Origin of the sequence: Actinomadura sp. BRA 177 (genome assembly GCF_013372625.1) — a bacterium.
Classification (GTDB): Bacteria; Actinomycetota; Actinomycetes; order Streptosporangiales; family Streptosporangiaceae; genus Spirillospora.
Window position 1 is genome coordinate 1 of record NZ_JABXFD010000268.1, and the last position, 25128, is coordinate 25128.

The following is a 25128-nucleotide window of genomic DNA, read 5'->3' on the forward strand; positions in this document are numbered from 1 at the left end:
GCTCAGCCTCGGCATGAACCGGCTGCTCGGCCGCGCCCGCGCCGCGTCCGAGCAGCCGGTTCATGCCGAGGCTGAGCACCACCGCGGCGTCCAGCGCGATGTCCGCGTCGATCCCGCTGCTCACCGGGTGCCTCCGATCGTGCGTGCCTGCCGCCAGCGGTGCAGCCGCACCCCGGCCGCAACGGCGTGCGCGGCGGAGGCGGCGATGATGAGGAGAACCCAGAGCAGGCTCGCGATGGACGTCAGCGCCGCGAGCAGAAGCAGCAGGAGGAGCAGCGGAACCGTCACGGCGAGCAGCACGAGACCGCAGCCGCGCCGCCCGGTCTGCTGCGCGGCGCCCGACATGGTCTGCGACGCCTTCGAGAACCCGCGACCACTCGCGCTTAGGACGCCCGACAGCATCGACCATGGCCCGTAGGGGAGGTACTCCTTGCCTTGCGCGCGCGCGAGGAGCACTTCGCTGCCGCACTGCACCGCCCAGGCGAGCACCGACACGATGGCCAGTGCGCCGAAGGAGAAACCCGACGCAGAGCTGTGCAGGCCGACGGACGCGGTCCCGCTGTCGTCCCCGCCGCCGAACAGCGAACCGACCACCCAACTGCCCGCCAGCCAGAAGAACAGTACCGGCAGCGTCCACACGACGGCCTTGACCGTGGCGGCGCCACGCCCGGCGAGCCGTTGCCGCTCCTTCTCGGCCCATTGCTCGCGCAGCGCTTCGTTCCGCTGCTCGGCGGTGTGCCGGTCGCGCGTCCGGGACTCGCTCTCCGCGACGGCCTCGGGTGCGGCACGCGTCACCGCGACGAGCCGCAACGGATCGTCGCCCGCGCCGTCCACCATCCACGTGAACCACGGCACCGGCGTGGAGACCGCCTCGCGCGCCCGCGCGGCGCCCTCCGCGACCAGCCGGTGCGTCTCCGCCGGACGCGCCGCCAGCGCGAGCAGCGTCAGCAGCACGGCGGGCGGCTCCTCCGCCCCGGCGTCCGGCAGCCGCCGCGCGGCCCCCTCCGGCATGCCGTCCTGCGCGCGCAACCAGCGGACGAGGTCGTTCCATGCCGCCACATGGGCGCGCCACTGGTCGTCGATCCGGGACAGCTCCTCGGCGCCCTCGAACCCGGCCAGCACCTGCAGCAGATGGTGCTCCCACAGCGCCCGCCCGATGAGGACGGCGGTGCGGTGATCGGGGTGGCGGTGGTCGCCGGCCAGCGCGGCGAGCCCCGGCAGATCGTCGGCGGTGACGCGGCGGCCGAGGAAATGCGGTGGAAGCGCCGGATCCAGCCAGCGCACCAGATGCAGCAGCTTCACGTCCGGCGGCAGCCTCGTCATGAGGTAGCCGTCGACGAGACCTATGCGGCTGTCGTCCGGGACGTCCGCGAGCCATTCGCGCAGGCTCCGCCATGCCTCGCCCGACTCACCGCGTCCGAAGAAGTACTGCGCGGCGTGATCCCAGTTCTCGACAAGCGCGCGCGCCAGCTCGTCCCTTCGCGCGTAGCGGCGGCCCTTGAAGGGGAGGCCGTCGCCCGCATCGGCTTGCGCGCGCTCCTCCGCGACTGGCGGCGAGCCTCCGTCCAGCCACTCCTGGACCTGCTCGCCCGTCCACCTCTTGCGCGGATCCCGCGTCAGCAGCCCGCGGCACAGCATCCGCAGCCTCGGGTCGGCGACGTCGTCGGCGCTGACCGGGCGCGTCGCCAGATGGTCGACCACCACGGTCTCGCTCAGCCCCTGGAACGGCGCCCGCCCCGTCGCCAGCTCCCGGACGATCATGCCGAGCGACCACCAGTCGCGGGCCGGCGATACCTGCCCGGACAGCGACTCCGGCGCCGCGTACGCCAGCGTCCGCGACGACGACGCGAACACCACGCTCTGGTCGAGGACCTTGCTCAGCCCGAAGTCGGCGATCGCCAGCCGTACCGGCCCGGTGCCCATGACCAGGACGTTCTCCGGCTTGAGATCCCGGTGGACGATCCCGGCCCGGTGCAGCGCGATCAGCCCGGCCGCCAGCTGAGCCGCGACCTCGCCGACCGTCTCGTCGGGAAGCGGTCCCTGCATCAGCGCCCGCAGGTTCCCGTCCGGCACGTAGGGGGTGACCTCATAGTCGCGCCCGTCCGCGTGCCCGGTCTCCAGGATCCGCAGGACGTTCGGCGAGTCCAGCGCGGGCAGCTTCGCCCACACGTCCCGGTCGGCGCTGTAGCCGCGGCGGAAGATCTTCACCACGTACTCGTCGCCGGCCGCGTCCCGCACCAGCAGCAGATCCGACTCGGCGCCCTGCACCGGCAGCTCCGCGACCGTCGCGTACCGCTCGCCGAGCACCGTGGGCAGCCGCATCAGCGACGCGCCGCCCGCCGCCCCGTCCCGCGCCGTCTCCGACGCCGCCCGCGGCCCGGGCACCCGCGCGTCCTCGCGCCGCGTCGCCCCGGCGTCCCGCCGGGTGTCCCGCGGCGGCGTGCCGTCGAACTCGCCCACCAGCAGCCCCGTCTAGCCCTTGTCCTTGATGATCCGCAGATACTCGGCCTGCTTGAACCGCACCACCACCGCCTCCATGAGGATGCGGACGAACAGCATCTGGAAGAACCAGATCAGCGGCGTGGCGAGGATCAGCAGGATGGCCACGGCCCAGTAGAAGTCCATGGAGATGACCCAGATGGCGAATCCCACGATGGCAATGCACTCAAGCGTGACCATCACCATCGACAGGGCGTAGAAGACCTTGAGCAGCTTCGGGGTCACCAGCGAGTCGAAGTTGGCGTCCAGGAGGGCGGCGAGCAGGCCCTTTTCGGTTCGCTCGGGCGGCACCCACCCCTGCTGGTCCTGCGGAAACGCGGCGGGGCCGGGCGGCCGGGGCCCGGGGACGGAACCCGCCTGCCGCGGACCGGGCGGCGCCCCGTACGGTCCTCCCGCCGGATCGGGCGCCTGCGGGCGCGGTGGGTGACCGGGGTCCGAAGGATTCGTCATCGCCGTCGTCTCCAGTGTGGGGCCTACACACAGACTCTAGAGCCTGCGCCCGCCCCGCACCCGGATCAGCCGCACGCGTCCGCGCGCGTCCGGTTATGGTGCCGGGGCCGAAGCAGATGCCGGATCAGGGGGAGGGACGATGGTCGCGCTCGTGTCGCTGCCCGTGGGGCTCATCGTCGGCCTCCTCATGGCGCCGATGGCGGCGCCCTACGTCGGGGACGTTCCGCGCCGCCGCCGCATCGCGATGGGGCTGGTCACGGCGGCGCTCTTCGGGGTGCTCGGGTGGCGGGTCGGGGCGGGGCCCGTCCTGCCGGCGCTGCTGTACCTCGCGGCGGCCGGCACCCTGCTCGGCTTCGTCGACGTCGGCGTCAAGCGGCTCCCGGACCGGTTCACGCTCCCGTCCTACGGCATCGCGGCGGCGCTGCTGGCCGCGGCCGCCCCGTTCACCGACGACGGCCTGCACCGGTTCGAGCACGCGCTCATCGGCATGGCGGTGCTGTTCGTGCTGTACTTCGCGCAGGCGTTCGCCGTCCCGTCCGGGATCGGGATGGGCGACGTCAAGCTGTCCGGCGTGCTCGGCCTCTACCTCGGCTGGTTCGGACGGGACGCCTGGCTGCTCGGCCTCCTGGCGACCTACCTCCTCGGCGGCCTGGCGGCCATCGGAATCATGATCGTCCGCCGCACGCGCAAGGGCGAGTTCCCCTTCGGCCCCTACATGCTCGCCGGGACGCTCATCGCCGTCCTCGCATCCACCGCCGGCTGACACCCCCCAGTTCGCAGGGGGCGCCCGCGAGGACGTCAGCCGCAGGGCTTCTGGCCGCCCTTCACCCCGCCGCCGATCTTGTTGATCGCGGGCGGTGCGAGACGGACGCCGTTGGTGCCGATGACGAGCCGCACCCCGTCCTGCGGGGCCTTCGCGTCGGCGGTGAGCACCGCGTCGGGGACGTCCCGCGCGAGCGCCGACGCCTGCGGTTCCGCGGCCGGGGCGTAGACGAGGCGGCTCTCCGCCGTCTTGGCACCCTTCTCCACCTTCTTCGCGACCTTGTAGCCACGCTGCTTTAGCTGCTTGACGACCCGTTCGACCAGCTTGTCCTTGCCGCCCGCCGCGCCGACGGTGACGTGCACCTTGCCGGGGGCGGGCGGCGCCGGCGCGGCCTGCACCGGCTTCGCCGGTTCGGCGGGCAGTTCGCTGTCGTGCTGGATCGCCTGGAACAGCGGTTTCGCCAGTTCCTGGTTCCACTGGACGCGGTTCGGGTCCGGCGCGTAGCGCTCGACCGGGACGGTCACGAACCGCACCTGCCCCGCGCTCATCCCCTTCAGGCCGTCCGCCAGCTTCCGCATCGCCGCCAGGTCGAGATCGTCGTCGACTTGGTCGCGGCCTTGAGGAACTTGTACGTCTTCTTCGGATCGGTGAGGACCGAACCGCTGGTGGCCTTGTCGACGACCGAGGCCATGAACTTCTGCTGCCGCTCGATCCGCTCAAGGTCGGAGCCGTTCCCGAGCGAGTAGCGGGCCCGCACATAGCCGAGGGCCTGCTCGCCCTTCACGGTCTGCTTGCCCGCCTTCAGGTACAGCTCGGCCCATGACAACGGCCACCCCGACCGCGAGCCGCCGCAGAACCCTCCGCCGCCGCGTGCGCCGCCGCCCGGACGCGGCGGCAGCGCTGTCGCCGGGCGCATCGCTCTGCTGCCCGGCGTCGCCGTCGCGGGCGGGGTCTTTGTCGCTCATCGGTCCCGTTTCGGGCGGGCCCTGTCGAGGGCGGGCGGTTCGGGCAGTTGATCATTCTATGGAGGCGGCGGGGCGCGCGGCTCCCCTTGTTGGATGCCCGAGATGCCCGTTCTGTTGACGCGTGTGCTCGGCGACCGCTCGGTCATTCCGTAGCGCGCTCATCTCGATTCCGCTGCGCCATAACGACTGGTTATGGACGGCGGACCGTGCGGCGCACCCGTGACCGGGCTAAAGTCTGTGGTCAGACTCACATGCGGGTCTGGCTGTTATGTATGTCACAGCTCCCGGTGGGTGGCGTAGGGTCGCTTCGCTGGAAGCGCACACGAGGCGTCACCGCCCGCATGCGGCGACGGCCCGCGGCCGCCGGAACGCGGCCCGGCCGGGACGCATGGCCAGCGGCTCATGGCGCAAGGCGCGATGAGCCGGCGGCACCGGGCGCGACCGCCGCATGGTGCGCGGAGACCGTGGTACGGGGACACGACGACCCGAGCTCAGGAGAGCGATCGATGAGCACTGTGGAGGCGCCGGCCAAAACGCGCGCCCAGATCAAGGAAAGAACCCTCCGCAAGGACAACTGGCGGCTGTACCCCCTCACCACCTTCATCATCTTCACGGCGTGGGTGGTGTACGCGACCGTCCGGGCCTTCTGGGGCGCCGCGTTCTATGTGCCGGAGTACCACTATCTGACGCCGTTCTACTCGCCGTGCCTCAACGAGATCTGCAACAACGTCACGGTGAACGGGCACACCGGGAACGCCGCGGAGTTCGGGACGTTCCTCCCGGCGGGCACCCGCGGCTGGATCCCGTTCGCGGCGATCTCGCTGCCGTTCCTGCTGCTGTTCCGGCTGACCTGCTACTACTACCGCAAGGCGTACTACCGGTCGTTCTGGGCGTCGCCGTCCGCGTGCGCCGTCAAGGAGCCGCACGGCAAGTACACCGGGGAGCGCCGCTTCCCGCTGATCGGCCAGAACCTGCACCGCTACTTCTGGATCGCGGCCGTCCTCATCTCCCTCATCAACACCTACGACGCGATCCGCGCCTTCCACGGCAAGGACGGCGGCATCGGCATCGGGCTCGGCACCGTCATCCTGGTGGTGAACGTGATCCTGCTCTGGCTGTACACGCTGTCGTGCCACTCGTGCCGGCACATCGTCGGCGGGCGGCTGAAGAACTTCTCCAAGCACCCGTTCCGGTACCGGATGTGGGGCTGGGTCTCCAAGATCAACGAGCGGCACGGCATGTACGCCCTGATCACGCTCGGCTCGCTGGTGGTGGCCGACGCCTACGTCGCCCTCGTCGCCGGCGGAGTCTTCAACGACCCCCGCATCTTCAACTGAGGCCAAGGAATCATGACTGAGATCGAGAGGCACTCGTACGACGTCGTGGTGATCGGCGCCGGCGGCGCCGGGCTGCGCGCGGCGATCGAGGCGCGCCTCCAGGGCAAGAAGACCGCGATCATCTCCAAGTCGCTGTTCGGCAAGGCCCACACGGTGATGGCCGAGGGCGGCGCCGCCGCCGCGATGGGCAACGTCAACCCGCACGACAACTGGATGGTCCACTTCCGCGACACCATGCGCGGCGGCAAGTTCATGAACAGCTGGCGGATGGCGGAGCTGCACGCCAAGGAGGCCCCGGACCGCGTCTGGGAGCTGGAGCTGTGGGGCGCGCTGTTCGATCGCACCAAGGAAGGCAAGATCAGCCAGCGCAACTTCGGCGGGCACGAGTACCCGCGGCTGGCGCACGTCGGCGACCGGACGGGCCTGGAGCTGATCCGCACCGCCCAGCAGAAGATCGTCGCCCTCCAGCAGGAGGACAAGGCCGAGCACGGCGACTACGAGGCCGGCCTCAAGGTGTGGGCCGAGACAACGGTGACCCGGCTGCTGAAGGACGCGGACGGGAAGATCTGCGGCGTATTCGGCTACGTCCGCGAGACCGGGAAGTTCGTCGTGTTCGAGGCGCCCGCGGTGGTGCTGGCGACCGGCGGCATCGGCAAGGCGTTCAAGGTCACGTCCAACTCGTGGGAGTACACGGGGGACGGGCACGCGCTGGCGCTGCTCGCCGGCGGGACGCTGCTGAACATGGAGTTCGTGCAGTTCCACCCGACCGGGATGGTCTGGCCGCCGTCCGTCAAGGGCATCCTCGTGACCGAGTCGGTCCGCGGTGACCGCGGCGTCCTGCGCAACTCCGAGGGCAAGCGGTTCATGTTCGACTACATCCCCGAGGTGTTCAAGGACCAGTACGCGACCTCCGAGGAGGAGGGCGACCGCTGGTACGACGACCCCGACAACAACAAGCGGCCCCCCGAGCTGCTGCCCCGCGACGAGGTGGCGCGCGCCATCAACTCCGAGGTCAAGGCGGGACGGGGATCGCCGCACGGCGGGGTGTTCCTCACCGTCGTCGACCGGATGCCGGGCGGCGCCGCCGAGATCGTCAAGCGGCTGCCGTCGATGTACCACCAGTTCAAGGAGCTGGCGGACGTCGACATCACCAAGGAGGCGATGGAGGTCGGCCCGACCTGCCACTACGTGATGGGCGGAGTGGAGGTCGACCCGGACACCGGCGCGGCGAAGGTCCCCGGCCTGTTCGCGGCGGGCGAGGTGTCCGGCGGCATGCACGGCTCGAACCGGCTCGGCGGCAACTCGCTGTCGGACCTGCTGGTCTTCGGCCGCCGCGCCGGGCTCGGCGCGTCCGAGTACGTGGACGCCCTGGCCGCGCGTCCGGCCGTCCCCGAGGACGAGGTCGAGGCGGCGACCACCGAGGCGCTCGCGCCGTTCGAGCGGGAGGGCGGCGAGAACCCGTACGCCGTCCACGCCGAGCTGCAGCAGACGATGAACACGCTGGTCGGCATCATCCGCAAGGAAGCGGAGCTGGAGCAGGCCATCGAGGCGCTCGGCAAGCTCCGCGAGCGGGTCGCGAACGTCAGCGTCGAGCCGGTCGCGGTCAACGATGGGCGCGGCTACCACCCGGGCTGGCACCTCGCGCTCGACCTGCGCAACATGCTGCTGGTGTCGGAGGCGGTCGCGAAGGCGGCGCTGCAGCGGCAGGAGAGCCGCGGCGGCCACACCCGCGACGACCACCCGGCGATGTCGGCCGAGTGGCGGAAGGTCAACCTGGTCTGCGCGCTGGCCGGCGACCCGGCGTCCCCGCACGTCGAGCTGACCCGGCAGCCGCTCGTGCCGATGCGCGAGGACCTGCTCGAACTGTTCGAGAACGACGAGCTGAAGAAGTACCTGACCGCCGAGGAGCTGCCGAAGGGCCTCGCCGAGGAGGTCACGACGCAGGACGCGGAGGCCGCGGCCGGGTCCGGCGCGACCGCCGCCGGCGCCGCGGACGACGAGGAGGGCGACCGATGAGCTACGAGGCCAAGTTCAAGGTCTGGCGCGGCGACGAGGGCTCCGGCGAGCTGACCGACTACACGGTCGAGGTGAACGAGGGCGAGGTCGTCCTCGACATCATCCACCGGCTGCAGGCCACGCAGGCGCCCGACCTCGCCGTCCGGTGGAACTGCAAGGCGGGCAAGTGCGGCTCGTGCTCGGCGGAGATCAACGGCATGCCGAAGCTGCTGTGCATGACGCGGATGTCGACCTTCGAGCCGGACGAGACGGTCACGGTCACCCCGATGCGGACGTTCCCGGTCATCCGCGACCTGGTCACGGACGTGTCGTACAACTACGAGAAGGCGCGGGAGATCCCGTCGTTCGACCCGGGCGACGCGAAGCCCGGCGAGCTGCGCATGCAGCAGGTGGACGTCGAGCGGTCGCAGGAGTTCCGCAAGTGCATCGAGTGCTTCCTGTGCCAGAACGTGTGCCACGTCATCCGTGACCACGACGAGAACAAGAAGGAGTACGCCGGCCCCCGCTTCCTGATGCGGATCGGGGAGCTGGAGATGCACCCGGCGGACGAGGCCGACCGGCGCAACATCGCGCAGGACGACCACGGGCTCGGCTTCTGCAACATCACCAAGTGCTGCACCGAGGTCTGCCCCGAGCACATCAAGATCACCGACAACGCCCTGATCCCGATGAAGGAGCGGGTCGTGGGCCGCAAGTACGACCCGGTGGTGTGGCTCGGCAGCAAGCTCGGCATCGTGCGGAAGGGCCAGGACACCCCGTCCGCCTGAGTCCCCGGAAGCTCTCGCGAACGTCCCCCGCCGCCCCGCGCGACGGGGGGCGTTCGCGTTTCCGCCGCTTTCCGCTGCGGGGGCCGGCGCTCTGGCTTGCGACGCCCCCGAAACACGGCGGGCGGCGTGCCCCCGGTCGGCCGCCCGCCGTCCCCGCCGCTCCCCGATGGACGCCGCGGATGCCGGGAGGCCTTCCGGTAGCGCACGCCGGGACCCACCCTGACGCACGCACGCGCGCCGGAGTAGGGAAAAGTGCACATAGCGCGTGATGGAACCGTGATTCTTCTCCGGGAGGCGGCCGGGCCCGGATCCCTTTAGCGTTATGGGTATGAGCGCCCTCGAACCGGGCTCGTTCCTCGCCGATCTCACCCCGGCGGAACGCGAGGACCTGGAATCACGCGGCCGCGTCCGGGAGTTCGCGCGGGGGGACACGCTCTTCACGGAGGGGGAGCAGCCCGGCTGGGTCGCGGTGCTGCTGCGCGGCCGGGTGAAGGCGTTCTCCTACCACGAGCAGGGCGGCGAGGCCCTGCTGGCGGTGCGCGGGGCGGGCGCGGTGCTCGGCGAGGTCGCCGCGATCGACGGTCTGCCCAGGTCGGCGTCGGTGCAGGCGCTCGAACCCGTGCAGGCGATCGCCGTCAGCGCGGACGAGTTCATGGCGTTCCTGCAGGCGCACGGCCGCGTCTCCATCATCATCATGCGGATGCTGTGCCAGCGCTGGCGCGACGCCGACCGCAAGCGCGTCGAGTTCGGCATGTTCGACGCCACCGGGCGGGTCGCGCAGCGGCTCGTCGAACTGGCCGAGCGGTTCGGGGTTCCGCACCGGACGGGCACCGGCGAGGAGAGCGTCCGGATCACGCTGAACCTGTCGCAGGAGGAGCTGGCCGGCTGGGTGGGCGCGTCCCGCGAGGCGGTGAGCAAGGCGCTGCGCACGCTGCGCCGGCACGGCTGGATCGAGACGGGGCGGCGGCGGCTGATCGTGCACGACCTCCAGGCCCTGCGCCGCCACGCGCGGTAGCCCGGGTCGTCCCGCGCGGCCGGGCGACCCGTACTCTGTGCAGGATGCAGCTACAGCAGCTCGCCTACTTCGTCGCGGTCGCGGAGGTGCGCCACTTCACGCAGGCCGCGGAGATCCTGCGGGTGGCGCAGCCGTCGCTGTCCAAGCAGATCCGTGCGCTGGAGAGCGAGCTGAGCGTCTCCCTGTTCCGGCGCGCGCGCGGCAACATCACGCTGACGCCCGCCGGTGAGGCGCTGCTGCCCCTGGCGAAGCGCATCCTCGCGGACGTCGACACCGCTCGCCTGGAGGTGCAGGAACTCGCCGGCCTGAAACGCGGCCGTGTACGGCTCGGCGCTACACCGTCCCTCTGCGCGGGCCTGCTGGCGGACGTCCTGCGCCGCTTCCACGACGCCTACCCGGGAATTCAGCTCATCGTCGAAGAAGGAGGTTCCCGGGACCTCGTCCGCGAGCTCACGCGCGGTTCCCTGGACCTGGCCCTCGTCATCCTTCCGCTTCAGGGCGACTCGCCCCTGGACACGACCCCGATCCTGCGCGAATACCTGGTGGTGGCCTCCCCGGCGGAGCAGCGGTCGCTGTCGCGCCGCTCGTACCTGCGCATCGAGGATCTGCAGGACCGCCCCTTGGTGATGTTCCGTCCCGGATACGACCTGCGCGAGGCGACCATCAGCGCCTGCCGGGCGGCCGGGTTCGAGCCCAAGTTCGCCGTGGAGGGCGGCGAGATGGACGCCGTGCTCCGCTTCGTGGAGGTCGGCCTCGGCATCGCGGTCGTCCCGAGCATGGTGCTGGCCGGACGTCCCGGCCTGCGCGGAACCCCGCTCGTCCTGGCCGACGAGGAGGCACGGCGAGGCCGCCATGGCCCCGGCCTCCTCCGCACCATCGCGCTGGCCCACCGCAAGGACGTCGAACTCACCCACGCCGCCCGCGCCTTCCAGGAGACTTTGGAGACGTTCCTCGCGGAAGCGGGCCAGTCCGGCACCCTCCCCGCCGGCGTCGAGAACCTCGTCGACGCCTAGGCCGGGCCGAGGGAGCGCAGGCGGGCCAGGACGGCGCCGGTCTGCGGTGTCTGGAGGTCCTCGAAGATGGCGAGGGCCTTCACCCAGCAGTCGCGGGCCGCGTCCGGGCGGGTCATGTGCAGGTGCGTCTGGCCGAGGTTGTAGTAGGCCTCGCCCTGCCCCGGCCGGTCGCCGACCTCGGTGAAGACGTCCAGCGCCTGCCGGTAGAGCGCGGCGGCCCGGTCGAAGCGGCGCAGGCCCTGGTGGGCGTAGCCGAGGCCGTGCAGCGCCCAGCCTTCGGCGCGGCGCTCGGTCTCCCCGGCGATGGCGCGGGCCTGCTCGAAGCAGGTGAGGGACGTGTCGAACTCGTTGAGGCAGGCGTGGGCGTAGCCGAGGGCGGACAGGGCGTGCCCGGTGCCGCGCAGGTCGCCGATCTCCCGAGCCAGCCGCACGGAGCGGCGGTGGTGCGCGACGGCCTCGCGGAACCGCTGCAGGCGGCGGCAGGCGTAGCCGAGGCCGTGCAGGGCCCAGGCCTCGCCCCGGGCATCGCCGACCCCGACGAACGTGTCGCGGGCGGCGGTGAACAGGTCGGCGGACTCCTCGAACTCCCAGCGGCTCTGGCTGGCGTAGCCGAGGCCGCCGAGCGCGTAGCCGATGCCGCGGTCGTCGCCGATCAGCCGGGCGGACGCGAGGCCGGTGCGCAGCGCGTCGATCCAGTCCGTCCAGGGGCTGCGCAGGAAGAAGAACGCCCAGAGCGCGAGTGGGAGGCGCCAGGCGATGTCGTGGTGGCCCTCGTCGGCGGCGGCGCGGGCGGCGGCGGCCAGGTTGAGCCGCTCGGACTCCGACCACCGCCGCGCTTCGGCGGCCGAGGCGAAGGCCAGCGGGCGGCACGGCGCGTCCGGCAGGGTGAGGGTCGCCGTGACGCGGTCCGGGCACAGCAGGAGGCGCGCGTTGTCGGCGGTGCCGAGGTACCACGCGAGGAGGCGGCGGAGGGCCGCGTCGCGCTCCGCGCCGGCGGGCTCGTCGCCGACGGCCGGGACGCGGTAGCGGCCCGGGGCGCGTTCCTCCAGGCGGAGGCCGGTCAGCACGGCCTGGGCCGCGTCGTCGGGGACGTCGAGGAGGGCGGCGGCGGCCGGGACCGACAGCTCCGTGCCGGGGTGCAGGGCGAGGAGCCGCAGGGCGCGGCCCGTGTCGGCGCGGACGTCCGGCAGCCGGATCCAGCCGCGCGTCCGGGTCTCCTTGACCGCGACGTCCACGGCGCGGAAGGACGCCGCGTCGCCGGCCGGGCACTGGCGGACGACCTCGTCGTAGAACCACTCGGACGCGATCAGCGCGAGGACGCCGGGGGAGCCGCGCAGCGCGTCCCTGAGCGGCGCGGCCTCCAGCAGCCGGAACGCCGTGTTGATGGAGCAGCCGGCGACGCCGTGCACGTCGTAGTGCACCTCGCCGGCGTGCACGGCGACGCGGATCCGGATCCGCGCGCCGGGCGGGGCGCTGCCGTTGTGCCGTTCCAGCATGCTCGCGAGGACGGCCGGGAACGGCGCGGCCAGCCGCGCCTTGGGCACGTCGGGGCCGACGAGGATCATGGCGCCGTCGCCGCGGTCCTCGCAGTAGCACGAGCCGGACGGGACGCCGGACTCGGTGAGCGCGTCCCGCAGCGCCTGGTAGAGGCCGGCCCGCGCGCGGAGCTGCTCCCAGTTGGTGCGGCCGCCGAAGCCCTCGACGTCCACGCAGAGGATCGAGCGGTGCACCGCCGGTGGCGGCGAATCCGGAGTAACTTGCATCTGCTCTTGCAGATGCACCCCCTTATGCACGTGCATGCGCGCCATGATATTGCAAGATCACGCAGCGCAGGGGCCGTTCGCACCCGAATCCGGGTGGCCGGATCAGGCGCGAGCACAGTAGAACGGCCCCGCCCGGTACTCCGGGCGGGGCCGAGATCAGGGGCGGCCGGTCAGCGCTTCTTGCCGCCGGCGGTCGCCTTCAGGTAGTCGCTGTTGAGGCGGCCGATGAAGTCGAGGGGGATCTCCTTCGGGCAGGCCGCGGTGCACTCGCCGGTGTTGGTGCAGCCGCCGAAGCCCTCCTCGTCGTGGGTCTCCAGCATGGACACGACCCGGTCGTAGCGCTCCGGCTGGCCCTGCGGCATCAGCCCGAGGTGGCCGATCTTGGCACCGAGGAACAGGGCGGCCGAGCCGTTCGGGCAGGCCGCGACGCAGGCGCCGCAGCCGATGCACTCGGCGGCCTCGAACGCCCGGTCGGCGTCCGGCTTCGGGACGGGCGTCGAGTGCGCCTCCGGGGCGGTGCCGGTCGGCGCGGTGATGTAGCCGCCGGACTGGATGATCCGGTCGAACGCCGACCGGTCGACGACCAGGTCCTTCACGACCGGGAACGCCTTCGCGCGCCACGGCTCGACGTCGATGACCTCGCCGTCCTTGAACTTGCGCATGTGGAGCTGGCACGTGGTGGTGGCGCGCTCCGGGCCGTGCGGGGTGCCGTTGATGACCAGCGAGCACATGCCGCAGATGCCCTCGCGGCAGTCGTGGTCGAACGCGACCGGCTCGCCGCCGTCCGCGATGAGCTTCTCGTTGAGGACGTCCAGCATCTCCAGGAACGAGGCGTCGGGGGAGATGTCGTCGAGCTTGTACTCGACCATCCTCCCCTTGTCCTCGGGGCCGCTCTGGCGCCAGACGCGCAGTGTGAGCTTCATGATTACGTGTACGACCTCTGCTACTTGTACGACCGCTGCGTCGGCTTGACGTATTCGAAGTCCAGGGCCTCCTTGTGGAGGACGGGCTGCTCGCCCTCCCCGGCCCATTCCCAGGCGGCGACGTAGCCGAAGTTGTCGTCGTCGCGCTTGGCCTCGCCCTCCTCGTCCTGGCTCTCGGCGCGGAAGTGGCCGCCGCAGGACTCGGTGCGGTGCAGGGCGTCGATGACCATCAGCTCGGCCAGCTCGAAGAAGTCGGCGACGCGGCCGGCCTTCTCCAGCTGCTGGTTCAGCTCCTCGCCCTTGCCGGTGACCTTGACGCGCGTCCAGAACTCCGCGCGCAGCGCCGGGATGAGCTCCAGGGCCTTGCGCAGCCCCTCCTCGGTGCGCTCCATGCCGCAGTACTCCCACATGATGTGGCCGAGCTCGCGGTGGAAGGAGTCGACGGAGCGGTCCCCGTCGATCGACAGGAGCTTGTCGATCTGGGTCCGGACCCGCTCCTCGGCCTCGCCGATCGCCGACTCGGAGACCGGGTCGAACGGGTTGCGGGCGATGTAGTCGCCGATGGTGTTCGGCAGGACGAAGTAGCCGTCCGCCAGGCCCTGCATCAGCGCGGACGCGCCGAGCCGGTTCGCGCCGTGGTCGGAGAAGTTCGCCTCGCCGATCACGAACAGGCCCGGGATCGAGGACTCCAGGTCGTAGTCCACCCACAGGCCGCCCATCGTGTAGTGGACGGCGGGGTAGATGCGCATCGGCGTCTCGTACGGGTTCTCGCCGGTGATGCGCTCGTACATCTGGAAGAGGTTGCCGTACTTGGCCTCGACCTTGTCGCGGCCGAGCCGCCCGATGGCGTCCGCGAAGTCGAGGTAGACGCCGAGGCCGCCGGGGCCGACGCCGCGTCCCTCGTCGCAGACGTTCTTCGCCGCGCGGGACGCGATGTCGCGCGGGACGAGGTTGCCGAACGACGGGTAGATGCGCTCCAGGTAGTAGTCGCGCTCGTCCTCGGGGATGTCGGACGGGCGGCGCTCGTCCTTGGCCTTCTTCGGTACCCACACCCGGCCGTCGTTGCGCAGCGACTCCGACATGAGCGTCAGCTTCGACTGGTGGTCGCCGCTGACCGGGATGCACGTCGGGTGGATCTGCGTGTAGCACGGGTTGGCGAACATGGCGCCGTGCCGGTGCGCGCGCCAGGACGCGGTGACGTTCGAGCCCATCGCGTTCGTCGACAGGAAGTACACGTTGCCGTAGCCGCCGGACGCCAGCACGACCGCGTCGGCCGTGTAGTGCTTGACCTCGCCGTTGATGAGGTTCCGGACGACGACGCCGCGCGCGCGCCCGTCCTCCATGATGAGGTCGAGCATCTCGTGCCGCGGGTACAGCTCGACGTTGCCGGCCTCGACCTGCCGCATCAGCGCCTGGTAGGCGCCGAGCAGCAGCTGCTGGCCCGTCTGCCCGCGGGCGTAGAAGGTGCGGGAGACCTGCGTCCCGCCGAACGAGCGGTTGTCGAGCAGGCCGCCGTACTCGCGGGCGAACGGGACGCCCTGCGCGACGCACTGGTCGATGATGTTCCGGGAGATGTCGGCGAGCCGGTGCACGTTCGACTCGCGGGAGCGGAAGTCGCCGCCCTTCACCGTCTCGTAGAACAGCCGGTAGACGCTGTCGCCGTCGTTGCGGTAGTTCTTCGCGGCGTTGATGCCGCCCTGTGCGGCGATCGAGTGGGCGCGGCGCGGCGAGTCCTGGAAGCAGAACTGCTGGACGTGGTAGCCGGCCTCGCCGAGCGTCGCGCCGGCGGAGCCGCCCGCGAGGCCCGTGCCGATGATGATGATCTTCTTCTTGCGCTTGTTGGCCGGGTTGACCTGCTTGGCCTCGAACTTGCGCGTCGTCCAGCGGTCCTCGATGGGGCCCGTGGGCGCCTTGGTGTCGGCGATCGGCTCGCCGGACTTGTAGAAGCTGTCGGTCATGGTCAGCTCACCCATCCGAACGTGATGGAGACGGGGATCGCGATGAAGCCGAGCGTGATCAGCACGGCGACGGTCGCGGCGAGGCCCCGCAGGGCGTTGTGGCTGCGCGGGCTGCGCAGCCCGAGAGTCTGGAACGCGCTCCAGATGCCGTGGTTGAGGTGCAGGCCGACGAGCAGGACGGCGAAGACGTACCAGACGGTGATGTACCAGCGGGACGGGTCGAAGTCGGCGACCAGCCGCTCGTAGGGCGTCGCGTCGGCGCCCTTGGGGTTCACGACGAAGAACGTGAGGTCCAGCAGGTGCCAGACGACGTAGAGCGCGATGATGACGCCGCCGTAGCGCATCGTGCGGACGGCGTAGCCCTGCGCGTGCGACTTCTTCTTCGACTGGTACTTGACCGGGCGCGCGGCAGAGGCGCGGCGGGCGAGCGACACCGCCGACCACATGTGCAGGACGACCGAGACCGCGAGGACGACCTCCAGCAGCGTCAGGACGGTCCGGCGCGGTACCGCGGGCTCACCGATCGTGCGCAGCCAGTGCGCGTAGTGGTTGAAGTCCTCCGCGCCCATGAAGATCTTCAGGTTCCCGAGCATGTGCGTGATCAGGAACAGCACGAGGACGCCGCCGGTCACCGCCATGACGGCCTTCTTGCCGACGGTCGATCGGTAGATCGCAGGTATCGCTATAGCCACGACCTGCACGTTATGTCCGGATCTAAGAATAGTTCCAAGTCATCAGCGCACTCATGGCGATAGCCGCAGGCTATGAACGCACGCAGCGCGGGCGTCGTGGCCGTTCCGTTACGGATCCGCCGGTGAGTGACCTCACAGCGTCACCGGGAACTCCGGAACCGAGTGATCCAGACGACATTGACCGAGGTCAGGGGCTTGTGGTTAGCACTGCCTGGACAGCAGCAGGACGGCCAGGTCGTCGGTCAGGGCGTCCCCGTTGAGCCGCTCCACCTCGGTCACCAGGCCGTCGATGAGGGCGCGCCCGGCAGCGCCCCGGCCGCGTGCCGCGCGGGCCAGGCCGACGAGGCCGTCGGTGCCGAGCCGGTCGGAACCCGCGCCGACCTTCCCCTCGATCAGGCCGTCGGTGTAGAGCATCAGGCCCCACGACTCGCCGAGGTCGATCTCGGTCGTCGGCCACTCGCCGCCCGGCAGCAGGCCGAGCGCGGGGCCGTGCGCGTAGTCGGGCAGCGCGGCGACCTCGCCGTCCTCGCCGAGGGTGCCGCGGAACAGCAGCGGCGCCGGATGCCCGGCGAGGTGCATCCGCGCGGTCCGCCGGGACGGCGCGATCGTGATCATGCACAGCGTTGTGAAGATCTCCTCGCTGCGCCGCTCGTGCCCGAGCACGGTGTCGAGGGTGCCGAGCAGCTGCTCGCCGGTGTGCCCGGCGAGCACGAGCGTCCGCCACGCCATCCGGAGCTGGACGCCGAGCGCCGCCTCGTCGGGGCCGTGCCCGCACACGTCCCCGATCATCAGGTGGACGGCGCCGCCCTCGGTCTGCACGGTGTCGTAGAAGTCGCCGCCGAGCAGCGCGCGCCGCCGGCCGGGCCGGTACCGGGTGTGGTGCCGCAGTGCCGGGTCGTCGATCAGCGGGACGGGCAGCAGCCCGCGCTCCAGCCGGGCGTTCTCCCGGCCGAGGATGCGCGCCTCGACGAGCCGCCGCTCGGTCTCCTCCGAGCGCTTGCGCTCGATGGCGTAGCGGACGGCGCGGGCCAGCAGCGGCGCGTCGACCTCCTGCTTGACCAGGTAGTCCTCGGCGCCGGCGGCGACCGCCTGCACGCCGAGGTGCGCGTCGTCCAGGCCGGTCAGGACGACGACGGCGGCCGGCCCGGACAGCGCCAGCACCTGGCGCAGGCCGTCCAGCCGGTCGGTGCCGGCGGTGGACAGGTCGACGAGGATGCACTGGGTGCGCCGCGTCAGCGAGCGCCGCGCGGCGGCCAGCTCGGACGCGACGGTGATCCCGGCGTCCATGCCGCTCTCGGCGAGCATCTTCTCGACCATGCGCACGTCGGAAGGGTCGGCGTCGATGAGGAGCAGGTCGATCCTGTCCTCGGCCCCCGGCGTGAAGGGGTACGTCTGATGGCTGGGCGTCTGGTGGCTGAGCGTGCTCACAGGGCTTCCGGGAAGTCGGGCTGACGGCACTGGCAACGGCCGGTAACGTCCCGCTTATTCCCGCGGCTGCGGGCGGGCGCGCCGGACCGCGCCGGGGCAGCGGCATTGGCCTAGCCGCCAGGGTCCCGGCTCAAGGAGCGGAGGGAGCATCGCTCCGTACGTCCCAGACCTTAGCGTGTCCCCACATCACGGTGCATCCCCTGAGTGCGTCCTGATGGTCATTTCCGGACCGTTCGAAACGGGTCGCCGCAGGTGAAAAACCAGTCGAACTCCGGACGTTCCGCTGCATAACCTTCGTCGGGTGAAGCCGTTGCCGGAGAATGATCCTGGCACGCCCGACCATCGATCCCCCGCGCGCTACCTCCTGTGGCTACTGCGCGCCCAGCGGCGCAGCATCACCGCCGGTGCGGCCCTCGGCGTGGTCTGGATGCTCAGCCAGGCGCTCATGCCCGCCGCGATCGGCCGCGCCATCGGCGCCGGCGTCGCGGCGCGGGACGAGCACGCCCTGCTGGCGTGGTCCGGCGTGCTGCTCGGCCTCGGCGTCGTGCAGGCCGTCACCGGCCCCGCCCGGCACCGCTTCGCCGTGTTCAACTGGCTCGCCGCGGCCTACCGGACGGTCCAGCTCGTCACCCGGCAGGCGACCCGGCTCGGCGGGACGCTGCCGAAGCGGCTGAGCGCTGGCGAGGTCGTCAGCATCGGCCTGTCCGACGTGGCGCACATCGGCGACGTCCTCGACATCGTCGCGCGCGGGTCGGGCGCCGTCGTCGGGATCGTCGTGGTGGCCGGGATCCTGCTGAGCACGTCGGCGCCGCTCGGCCTGATCGTGCTGGTGGGCGTCCCGCTGATCCTGGCGCTCGCGGCGCCGCTGCTGCGCCCCTACCGCGACCGGGAGCTGGCGCACCGGGAGCTGGTCGGCGAGCTGAGCACGCACGCCACCGACCTGGTCGCGGGCCTGCGGATCCTGCGCGGCATCGGCGGCGAGGCGCTGTTCTCCGGCCGCTACCGCACCGAGTCGCAGCGGGTGCGCGCGGCCGGGGTGGCGGTCGCGCGGGCCGAGACCCGGATGAACGGCGCCGAGGTACTCCTGCCCGGCCTGCTGATCGCGCTGGTCACCTGGGCCGGCGCCCGGTTCGCCGCGCGGGGGACGATCGGCGTCGGCGAGCTGGTCGCGTTCTACGGCTACGCGGTGTTCCTGATCGTCCCGCTGAAGACGCTCGGCGAGGCCGCAAGCAAGATCACCAAGGGCCTGGTCGCGGCGGGCCGGGTGACCGCGCTCCTGGCCATCGACCCCGAACTGCCGGACGCCGGAACGGCCCGCCCGCCGTCCGCCGAACTGGTCGACATCGCGTCCGGGCTGGTCGTGCGGCCGGGCCGGGTGACCGCGATCGCGGCGGACGACCCCCGCGACGCCCAGGCCGTCGCCGACCGCCTCGGCCGGTACACGGCCGGCGACGTCGACTTCGGCGGCGTCCCGCTGCACGCGGTCGCGGACGTCCGAAAACGCATCCTCGTCGCCGTCAACGAGGACCGCCTCTTCTCCGGACGACTGGACGAGTCCCTGGCACCAGACGGCGACGAGGCAACACTGCAGGCGGCGATCCACGCCGCCTGCGCCGAGGACATCGTCGCCTCCGTCGGCCTGGACGCACACGTGGCCGAGGCAGGCCGAGAGTTCTCCGGCGGCCAGCAACAGCGTCTCCGCCTAGCACGAGCACTCGCCGCAGACCCCGACGTCCTCGTCCTGGTAGAGCCGACCAGCGCGGTAGACGCACACACCGAAGCCCGCATCGCCGACAGACTCGCCCAAGCGCGCGCGGGCCGCACCACCGTCGTCTGCACAACAAGCCCCCTAATGCTGTCCCACGCCGACCACGTCGCCTTCCTTCACAACGGACAGGTAGTCGCAGAGGGAACCCACCACGACCTCCTGAACCTGGAGCCGCGCTACGCGTCCACGGTCACCCGCAGCGAGGGTGAGCCCGACGGTCACGCTGAGCGGAACGGGCAGGGCGAGGTCAACGGGCAGGGCGAGGTCAACGGGCAGGGCGAGGGCGTTGCGGGAGCGCGGGGAGACAGTGGAGAGGCGGTGAGGTCGTGAGTGCCGAGATGCTGCCGGTTGCCACGTCTGCGCAGGTGCGGGCGTACGCGCGGCGGCTCGTCCTGCGGCATCCCCGCGCCCTGGCCGGGGTGCTGGCGCTCCACGCGCTGGCCGCCGTGGCGGGCCTGGTCACGCCCCGGCTGCTCGGCGCCCTCGTCGAGGACGTTCGCGACGGGCGGGCCGCCATCGACACGACCGGACTCGCCATCGCGGGGTTCGTGGTCGTGCAGGGCGTGCTGATCCGGTACGCCTACCTCGCGTCCGCGAAGCTGGGCGAGCGGGTGCTGGCCGAGTTGCGGGAGGAGTTCGTCGAGCGGGTGCTGGCGCTGCCGCTGTCCACGGTCGAGCGGGCGGGCACCGGCGACCTGGTCACCCGCGCGTCCCGCGACGTGGACACGCTGAGCACGTCCGTCCGGTACGCGATGCCGGAGACGCTCGTCGCGATCGTCGTCGGCGCGTTCACGCTCGGCGCGCTGCTGCTGAACGGCCCGCTCGTCGCGCTGCCCGCGCTGGTCGCCGTCCCGCTGCTGGTGGCGGTGATGCGCTGGTACCTGCCCCGCGCCCACGGCGGCTACCTGCGGGAGAACGAGGCGTGGTCGCGGATCGCGGAAGGGCTCACCGAGACCGTCCAGGGCGCCCGCACGGTCGAGGCCCTCGGTCTCGCCGGCCGCCGACACCGGCGCGGCGACGCCGACATCGCGGCCTCGTACAGGGCCGAGCGCTACACGCTGCGGCTGCGCATGGTCCTGTTCCCCGTGGTCGAGCTGAGCTTCGTGCTGCCGGTGGTGTCGACGCTCCTCGTCGGCGGCCTCCTCTACATCCACGACATGGCGACGCTGGCGCAGGTCACCGCCGCGACCCTGTACGCGCAGCTGCTCATCGAGCCGGTGGACACCATGCTCTCCTGGCTGGACGAGTTGCAGCTCGGCGGCGCGTCGCTGGCCCGCATCCGCGGCGTCGGCAACGTCCCGCCCGACCGGACTCCGAACGGGGGCCGGCCGGCCGGTGAACGGCTCACGGCGCGCGACGTCCGCTACTCCTACCGACCCGGCAAGGACGTCCTGCACGGCGTGGACCTCGACCTGCGGCCCGGCGAGCGGCTCGCGATGGTCGGGCCGAGCGGCGCGGGCAAGTCCACGCTCGGCCGCCTGCTCGCCGGGGTGGACGGCCCGCGCTCCGGCTCCGTCACCGTCGGCGGCGTCCCGCTCGTCGGGCTGCCGCTGGACGGGCTGCGCCGCGAGGTCGCCCTGGTCACGCAGGAGCACCACGTGTTCCGCGGCACGCTCCGCGAGAACCTGGTGATGGCGCGGGACGGCGCGTCCGACGAGGACGTCCGCCGGGTGCTCGCGGCCGTCGCCTGGGACGGGCCAGGCCTCGACACGCTCGTCGGCTCCGGCGGCGCGACGCTGACGCCCGCCCAGGCGCAGCAGCTCGCGCTGGCCCGCCTCGTCCTCGCCGACCCGCACACCCTCGTCCTGGACGAGGCGACATCACTGCTCGACCCGCGCGCCGCCCGCCGCCTGGAACGCTCCCTCGCCGCCGTCCTGGACGGCCGGACCGTCGTGGCGATCGCGCACCGCCTCCACACCGCCCACGACGCCGACCGCGTGGCGGTAGTGGAGGACGGCCGCATCACCGAACTGGGCACCCACGACGAACTCATAGCCGCCAACGGCTCCTACGCCGCCCTATGGACGTCCTGGCACGGCGCCTGAACACACGTTCACTTGCGGCGTGTTGCCCTTATCCGGCGCCTCATAAGGGCAACACGCCGCAAGTCAACGGGACAGGGCGGACTTTAGGTAGTCCACTTGGATGTGTAGGAGGTTCTCTGCGACGACCTCTTGCGGGGTCATGTGCGTGACGCCGGACAGCGGCAGGACGGTGTGGGGGCGGCCTGCGGCCAGTAGTGCGGACGAGAGGCGGAGGGTGTGGGCGGCTACCACGTTGTCGTCCGCGAGGCCGTGGATGATCATCAGCGGGCGTTTCAGATCGGCGGCCCGTTCAATGAGGGAGTTGGCGGCGTAGTTGTCCGGGTCCTCGTCCGGGTGGCCCAGGTAGCGCTCGGTGTAGTGGGTGTCGTACAGGCGCCAGTCGGTGACGGGGGCACCCGCGATGCCCACGTGGAAGACGTCCGGGCGGTGCAGGACGGCGAGGCCCGCGAGCCAGCCGCCGAACGACCAGCCGCGGATGCCGACGCGGTCGAGGTCGAGCGCGTCCGGGTGCTTGCGGGCGGCCTCGATCAGCGCGGTGATCTGGTCGTCCAGGACGGGGCCGACGAAGTCGCCGTGCACGGCGCGGTCCCACGCCGGGCCGCGCGCGGGCGTGCCGCGGCCGTCGGCGATCACGACGGCGAAGCCCTGGTCGGCGAGCCACTGCGGCTCGCAGTACATGCGCTGGACGGCGAGGACGCGCTGCGCGTGCGGCCCGCCGTAGGGGTCCATGAGGACGGGCAGGCGCCCCTGGCCGGGCTCCCAGCCGGTGGGCAGCAGGACGGCGGTGCGGATCTCGCGGTCGCCGGCGCGCAGCAGCTCGACGCGCGGGGTGATCACCGGGGTCTCGGCGAACGAGGCGACCGGGTGCGTCCCGGACGGCGTGCGCACCTCGATCTCCGAGCCGGGACGGTCGAGCCGCGCCCCCGTCACGATGGTGACGCCGCCAGAGCGGATGCCGCCGAAGACGCCCTGCCCCTCGGTCAGCCGCGTCACCTCGCCCGCGTCACAGGAGTACAGGTGGACCTCGGTGGGCTCCTCCGACGCGGTGAACAGGATCGACTCGCCCTCCACCCCGAGAACCGCCCTGACCTGGAGGCCGGCGGGCGTGACGGGCTTGCCGGCGACGGTGACTCGGCGCGTGTCGGCGTCGCGGTCCTCGGTGGTCCAGACGAGGTCGCCGGAGTTCGTCCGGACGGGCAGCCCGGGGACGATGTCCGTCCAGATCGGGTCGTGCTCGACGTGCACGAGGGACGTCTCACCGTTGGACGGGTCGACGCGCAGCACCCGCTGGGACCGCTGGTCGCGCGGCTGCACGACGATCAGCAGGCCGTGCCGGTCCCAGGCGGCCGCCACGAAGTAGGGGAACATGCCGCGGTCCCACGCGACGCCCGTGCGGCGGCCGTCGACCTTGAGCAGCGCCAGCGACACCATCGCGTTGGGCGTGCCGGCGGCCGGGTAGGCGACCTCGGACGGCGGCCGGTCCGGGTTCGCGGGGTCGGCGATGTGCCACCGCTGCACCGGCGTCTCGTCCACGCGGGCGGCCAGCAGCGTCCCGCCGTCGGGCGCCCACCAGTGGCCGCGCATCCGGTCCATCTCCTCCGCCGCGACGAACTCGGCGAGGCCGTAGGAGATCTGGTCGGACTCCGGCTGGACGAGGGCCCGGTCGTCGGTGCCGTCCATCTCGATGAGGCGCAGCGTCCGGCCCGACACGTAGGCGATCCGCCGCCCGGCCGGGTCGGGGCGCGGGTCGAACACCGGCGCCCGCGCGGGCAGCTCGCGGACGAGCGCGGTGTCGAGGTCGGCGACGTAGAGGCGCCCGGCCAGGGTGAACACGGCCTGCTTCATGGCCCGGTCGGTGGCGTAGCCGACGATGCCGCCGGCCTGCTCGCGGGCCCGCTCGCGGCGGGCGCGCTCCTCGGCGGGCAGGTTCTCCTCGCCCGGGACGTCCAGCGCGGCCGGGTCGGCGACGCACTGCTCCTCGCCGGTCGCGGCGTCCAGCGTCCACAGGCAGGTGACCGGGTCGTCGCCCGCCCTGGTGCGCAGGAAGACGACGCGCGACTCGTCCGGCGCGATCTGGAAGGCGCGCGGGACGCCGAGGCTGAACCGTCGGGTGCGGGCGCTCTGCCGCGGATAGCTGATGCTCATGGCATCCGAGTCTGCCAGGATGCCCGGGAAGTACGGCGCACGGCGCTCTCCTGCCCCCTATGATCACGGGTCGTCGGGTGGTGGACGGGGAATGTCCCGTGCCCGGGTCCTCGCTCGCGTAAGCTCAAAGCTTCCCCAAGCACTTTTTCCTGTCGCGGGCTGAGGAGTTTTCCATGCCGGAGCTGCAGCCGGGAGATCCCCGGCGGCTTGGCTCGTACGAGATCGTCGAACGGCTCGGCGAGGGCGGCCAGGGCGTCGTCTACGCCGGCGTCGACGCCTCCGGGAACCGGGCCGCGATCAAGCTGCTCCGCGCCGACCTGGCCGGGGACACGATGGCGCGCACCCGGTTCGTCCGCGAGGCGCAGGCCGCCAAGCAGGTCGCCCGGTTCTGCACCGCGCAGGTCCTGGAGGCCGACGTCGCGGGCGACCAGCCCTACATCGCCAGCGAGTACGTGCCGGGCCCCTCGCTCTACGCGCAGGTCACCGAGTCCGGCCCGATCGGCGGGGCGGCGCTCGACCGGCTCGCGATCGGCACCGCGACCGCGCTGGTGGCGATCCACCAGGCGGGGATCGTGCACCGCGACTTCAAGCCGCACAACGTCATCATGGCGCCGGACGGGCCGCGGGTGATCGACTTCGGCATCGCGCGGGCCCTGGACACCGGGCAGACGAACGCGACCAAGGCGATCGGCACGCCGTCCTACATGGCGCCCGAGCAGGTCGCGGGCGCCACGCTCACCGAGGCCGTGGACGTGTGGGCGTGGGCCACCACGATGGTGTTCGCCGCGACCGGCCGCCCGCCGTTCGGCGACGACACCGTGATGGCCGTCATCAACCGGGTGATGCACGAGCCGCCGATGCTGGACGGCGTGCCCACCGACCTGCACCGGCTGATCGGCGCGTGCCTGGCCAAGGAGCCGGAGCGGCGGCCGACCGCGCAGCAGATCATGATGGCGCTGATCGGCAGCGGGCCGGGCGGCGCCGGGCAGACCCGGATGGACCCGTCGCAGGCCGACACGATGCTGGCGGAGGGGTCCACGCTCGCCGCGGGCGGGCTCGGCGCGGCCGGGATGATGGCGGGCTCCACCCACCCCGGCGGCCCCGGCGGCGGGACGCGGCGCGTCTCCCCGGCCGACTACACCGGCAACCTGCCGCCCGCCCGCCCGCCGTACGGCGCCGAGCGGGCCCGGTACGACGACTGGGAGCCGGAGCGCAAGTCCAAGTGGCCGATCGTCGCGGCCGTCGCCGCGATCGCGGTGCTGGCGATCGTCGTCGGCGTGTACGCGGCGACGCGCGGCGGGGGCGGCTCGCCGAGCACGCCCACGACGCCGTCCGTCACCGACTCCGCGACGGTCTCGGAGACCCCGACGTCCGAGGAGCCGGAGCAGCCGACGCCGACCCGCACCCGGACGCGGCAGAACACGCCGCCGCCGCAGACGTCCGAGCCGACGACCGCGCCGCCGACCACCAGCGAGCCGACCACGGAGCCGCCGACCACGAGCGAGCCGACGACCGAGCCGCCGACCACCGGCGGTGGCGGCGGAGGCGGCGGTGGTGACGGTGACGGCGGCGGCACCGGAG

General features: G+C 72.2%; 19 protein-coding genes. 9 read left to right on the forward strand and 10 right to left on the reverse strand.

The features are described from left to right. Positions 1-120 precede the first annotated feature (120 nt). Both HUX53_RS11725 and HUX53_RS40995 read right to left on the reverse strand, forming a co-directional pair. The gene (locus HUX53_RS11725; RefSeq protein WP_176403202.1) at positions 121-2460 is read right to left on the reverse strand and encodes a serine/threonine-protein kinase; all 2340 of its coding nucleotides are present in this window, start codon (positions 2458-2460) and stop codon (positions 121-123) included. Positions 2461-2472: 12 nt separating this feature from the next. Then, complete coding sequence (locus tag HUX53_RS40995) at positions 2473-2949, reverse strand: DUF4282 domain-containing protein (RefSeq protein WP_255205170.1); 477 nt, start codon at positions 2947-2949, stop codon at positions 2473-2475. A 139-nt stretch (positions 2950-3088) separates the two neighbouring features. Between HUX53_RS40995 and HUX53_RS11735 the strand changes: the two genes are divergently transcribed. Continuing rightward, positions 3089-3712 (forward strand): A24 family peptidase, encoded by a 624-nt coding sequence (locus tag HUX53_RS11735; RefSeq protein ID WP_176403203.1) that lies wholly within the window; start codon positions 3089-3091, stop codon positions 3710-3712. A 35-nt stretch (positions 3713-3747) separates the two neighbouring features. Here HUX53_RS11735 and HUX53_RS11740 read toward each other — a convergent pair whose 3' ends face one another. Both HUX53_RS11740 and HUX53_RS11745 read right to left on the reverse strand, forming a co-directional pair. After that, entirely contained in the window at positions 3748-4290 is a 543-nt protein-coding gene (locus tag HUX53_RS11740) for an LCP family protein (protein WP_176403204.1), read from the reverse strand. After that, positions 4266-4628, reverse strand: a complete 363-nt coding sequence (locus HUX53_RS11745; RefSeq protein WP_176403205.1) for an LCP family protein — start codon at positions 4626-4628, stop codon at positions 4266-4268. The genes HUX53_RS11740 and HUX53_RS11745 overlap by 25 nt, the downstream gene beginning before the upstream one ends. A 555-nt stretch (positions 4629-5183) precedes the next feature. On the opposite strand from HUX53_RS11745, the gene HUX53_RS11750 reads away from it, so the two are divergent. The 5 genes from HUX53_RS11750 (at position 5184) to HUX53_RS11770 (ending at position 10825) form a co-directional block, all read left to right on the forward strand. Next, the gene (locus HUX53_RS11750) at positions 5184-6014 is read left to right on the forward strand and encodes a hypothetical protein (protein WP_176403206.1); all 831 of its coding nucleotides are present in this window, start codon (positions 5184-5186) and stop codon (positions 6012-6014) included. Between the two features lie 12 nt (positions 6015-6026). Further along, entirely contained in the window at positions 6027-8030 is a 2004-nt protein-coding gene (locus HUX53_RS11755) for a fumarate reductase/succinate dehydrogenase flavoprotein subunit (RefSeq protein ID WP_176403207.1), read from the forward strand. Further along, positions 8027-8797, forward strand: a complete 771-nt coding sequence (locus HUX53_RS11760) for a succinate dehydrogenase/fumarate reductase iron-sulfur subunit (protein WP_176403208.1) — start codon at positions 8027-8029, stop codon at positions 8795-8797. The genes HUX53_RS11755 and HUX53_RS11760 overlap by 4 nt, the downstream gene beginning before the upstream one ends. 328 nt (positions 8798-9125) lie before the next feature. Further along, positions 9126-9812, forward strand: coding sequence for a Crp/Fnr family transcriptional regulator (locus HUX53_RS11765; protein WP_176403209.1), 687 nt, complete (start codon positions 9126-9128; stop codon positions 9810-9812). 44 nt (positions 9813-9856) lie between these two features. Beyond that, positions 9857-10825, forward strand: a complete 969-nt coding sequence (locus HUX53_RS11770) for a LysR family transcriptional regulator (RefSeq protein ID WP_176403210.1) — start codon at positions 9857-9859, stop codon at positions 10823-10825. Here HUX53_RS11770 and HUX53_RS11775 read toward each other — a convergent pair. From HUX53_RS11775 to HUX53_RS11795, 5 genes are all read right to left on the reverse strand, one after another. Then, entirely contained in the window at positions 10822-12624 is a 1803-nt protein-coding gene (locus HUX53_RS11775; RefSeq protein WP_176403211.1) for a tetratricopeptide repeat protein, read from the reverse strand. The two genes, HUX53_RS11770 and HUX53_RS11775, sit on opposite strands and share 4 nt — an antisense overlap. Positions 12625-12758: 134 nt before the next feature. After that, entirely contained in the window at positions 12759-13511 is a 753-nt protein-coding gene (locus tag HUX53_RS11780) for a succinate dehydrogenase/fumarate reductase iron-sulfur subunit (protein WP_176403212.1), read from the reverse strand. A gap of 20 nt (positions 13512-13531) precedes the next feature. Continuing rightward, positions 13532-15469 (reverse strand): fumarate reductase/succinate dehydrogenase flavoprotein subunit, encoded by a 1938-nt coding sequence (locus HUX53_RS11785; RefSeq protein ID WP_176403219.1) that lies wholly within the window; start codon positions 15467-15469, stop codon positions 13532-13534. A 2-nt stretch (positions 15470-15471) separates the two neighbouring features. Beyond that, the gene (locus HUX53_RS11790) at positions 15472-16161 is read right to left on the reverse strand and encodes a succinate dehydrogenase cytochrome b subunit (RefSeq protein WP_176403213.1); all 690 of its coding nucleotides are present in this window, start codon (positions 16159-16161) and stop codon (positions 15472-15474) included. A gap of 201 nt (positions 16162-16362) precedes the next feature. Further along, positions 16363-17589, reverse strand: a complete 1227-nt coding sequence (locus HUX53_RS11795; RefSeq protein WP_309237177.1) for a SpoIIE family protein phosphatase — start codon at positions 17587-17589, stop codon at positions 16363-16365. 301 nt (positions 17590-17890) lie between these two features. On the opposite strand from HUX53_RS11795, the gene HUX53_RS11800 reads away from it, so the two are divergent. Next, the gene (locus HUX53_RS11800) at positions 17891-19687 is read left to right on the forward strand and encodes an ABC transporter ATP-binding protein (protein WP_176403215.1); all 1797 of its coding nucleotides are present in this window, start codon (positions 17891-17893) and stop codon (positions 19685-19687) included. Next, positions 19684-21402, forward strand: a complete 1719-nt coding sequence (locus tag HUX53_RS11805; RefSeq protein WP_309237178.1) for an ABC transporter ATP-binding protein — start codon at positions 19684-19686, stop codon at positions 21400-21402. Before HUX53_RS11800 ends, HUX53_RS11805 begins: the two co-directional genes overlap by 4 nt. A 63-nt stretch (positions 21403-21465) precedes the next feature. Here the strand turns inward: HUX53_RS11805 and HUX53_RS11810 are convergent, their stop codons facing one another. After that, the gene (locus tag HUX53_RS11810) at positions 21466-23547 is read right to left on the reverse strand and encodes a S9 family peptidase (RefSeq protein WP_176403216.1); all 2082 of its coding nucleotides are present in this window, start codon (positions 23545-23547) and stop codon (positions 21466-21468) included. Between the two features lie 173 nt (positions 23548-23720). Here HUX53_RS11810 and HUX53_RS11815 point away from each other — a divergent pair. Beyond that, positions 23721-25128, forward strand: a 1408-nt coding sequence (locus tag HUX53_RS11815) for a serine/threonine-protein kinase (RefSeq protein WP_176403217.1), incomplete at its 3' end; no start/stop codon positions are given.

What these genes read in the sequence shown, in the direction of transcription:
- HUX53_RS40995 (WP_255205170.1), bottom strand. Translation starts at nt 2,949, where the DNA reads ATGACGAATCCTTCGGACCCCGGTCACCCACCGCGCCCGCAGGCGCCC.
- HUX53_RS11735 (WP_176403203.1), top strand. Translation starts at nt 3,089, where the DNA reads ATGGTCGCGCTCGTGTCGCTGCCCGTGGGGCTCATCGTCGGCCTCCTC.
- HUX53_RS11740 (WP_176403204.1), bottom strand. Translation starts at nt 4,290, where the DNA reads ATGCGGAAGCTGGCGGACGGCCTGAAGGGGATGAGCGCGGGGCAGGTG.
- HUX53_RS11745 (WP_176403205.1), bottom strand. Translation starts at nt 4,628, where the DNA reads ATGCGCCCGGCGACAGCGCTGCCGCCGCGTCCGGGCGGCGGCGCACGC.
- HUX53_RS11750 (WP_176403206.1), top strand. Translation starts at nt 5,184, where the DNA reads ATGAGCACTGTGGAGGCGCCGGCCAAAACGCGCGCCCAGATCAAGGAA.
- HUX53_RS11755 (WP_176403207.1), top strand. Translation starts at nt 6,027, where the DNA reads ATGACTGAGATCGAGAGGCACTCGTACGACGTCGTGGTGATCGGCGCC.
- HUX53_RS11760 (WP_176403208.1), top strand. Translation starts at nt 8,027, where the DNA reads ATGAGCTACGAGGCCAAGTTCAAGGTCTGGCGCGGCGACGAGGGCTCC.
- HUX53_RS11765 (WP_176403209.1), top strand. Translation starts at nt 9,126, where the DNA reads ATGAGCGCCCTCGAACCGGGCTCGTTCCTCGCCGATCTCACCCCGGCG.
- HUX53_RS11770 (WP_176403210.1), top strand. Translation starts at nt 9,857, where the DNA reads ATGCAGCTACAGCAGCTCGCCTACTTCGTCGCGGTCGCGGAGGTGCGC.
- HUX53_RS11775 (WP_176403211.1), bottom strand. Translation starts at nt 12,624, where the DNA reads ATGCACGTGCATAAGGGGGTGCATCTGCAAGAGCAGATGCAAGTTACT.
- HUX53_RS11780 (WP_176403212.1), bottom strand. Translation starts at nt 13,511, where the DNA reads ATGAAGCTCACACTGCGCGTCTGGCGCCAGAGCGGCCCCGAGGACAAG.
- HUX53_RS11785 (WP_176403219.1), bottom strand. Translation starts at nt 15,469, where the DNA reads ATGACCGACAGCTTCTACAAGTCCGGCGAGCCGATCGCCGACACCAAG.
- HUX53_RS11810 (WP_176403216.1), bottom strand. Translation starts at nt 23,547, where the DNA reads ATGAGCATCAGCTATCCGCGGCAGAGCGCCCGCACCCGACGGTTCAGC.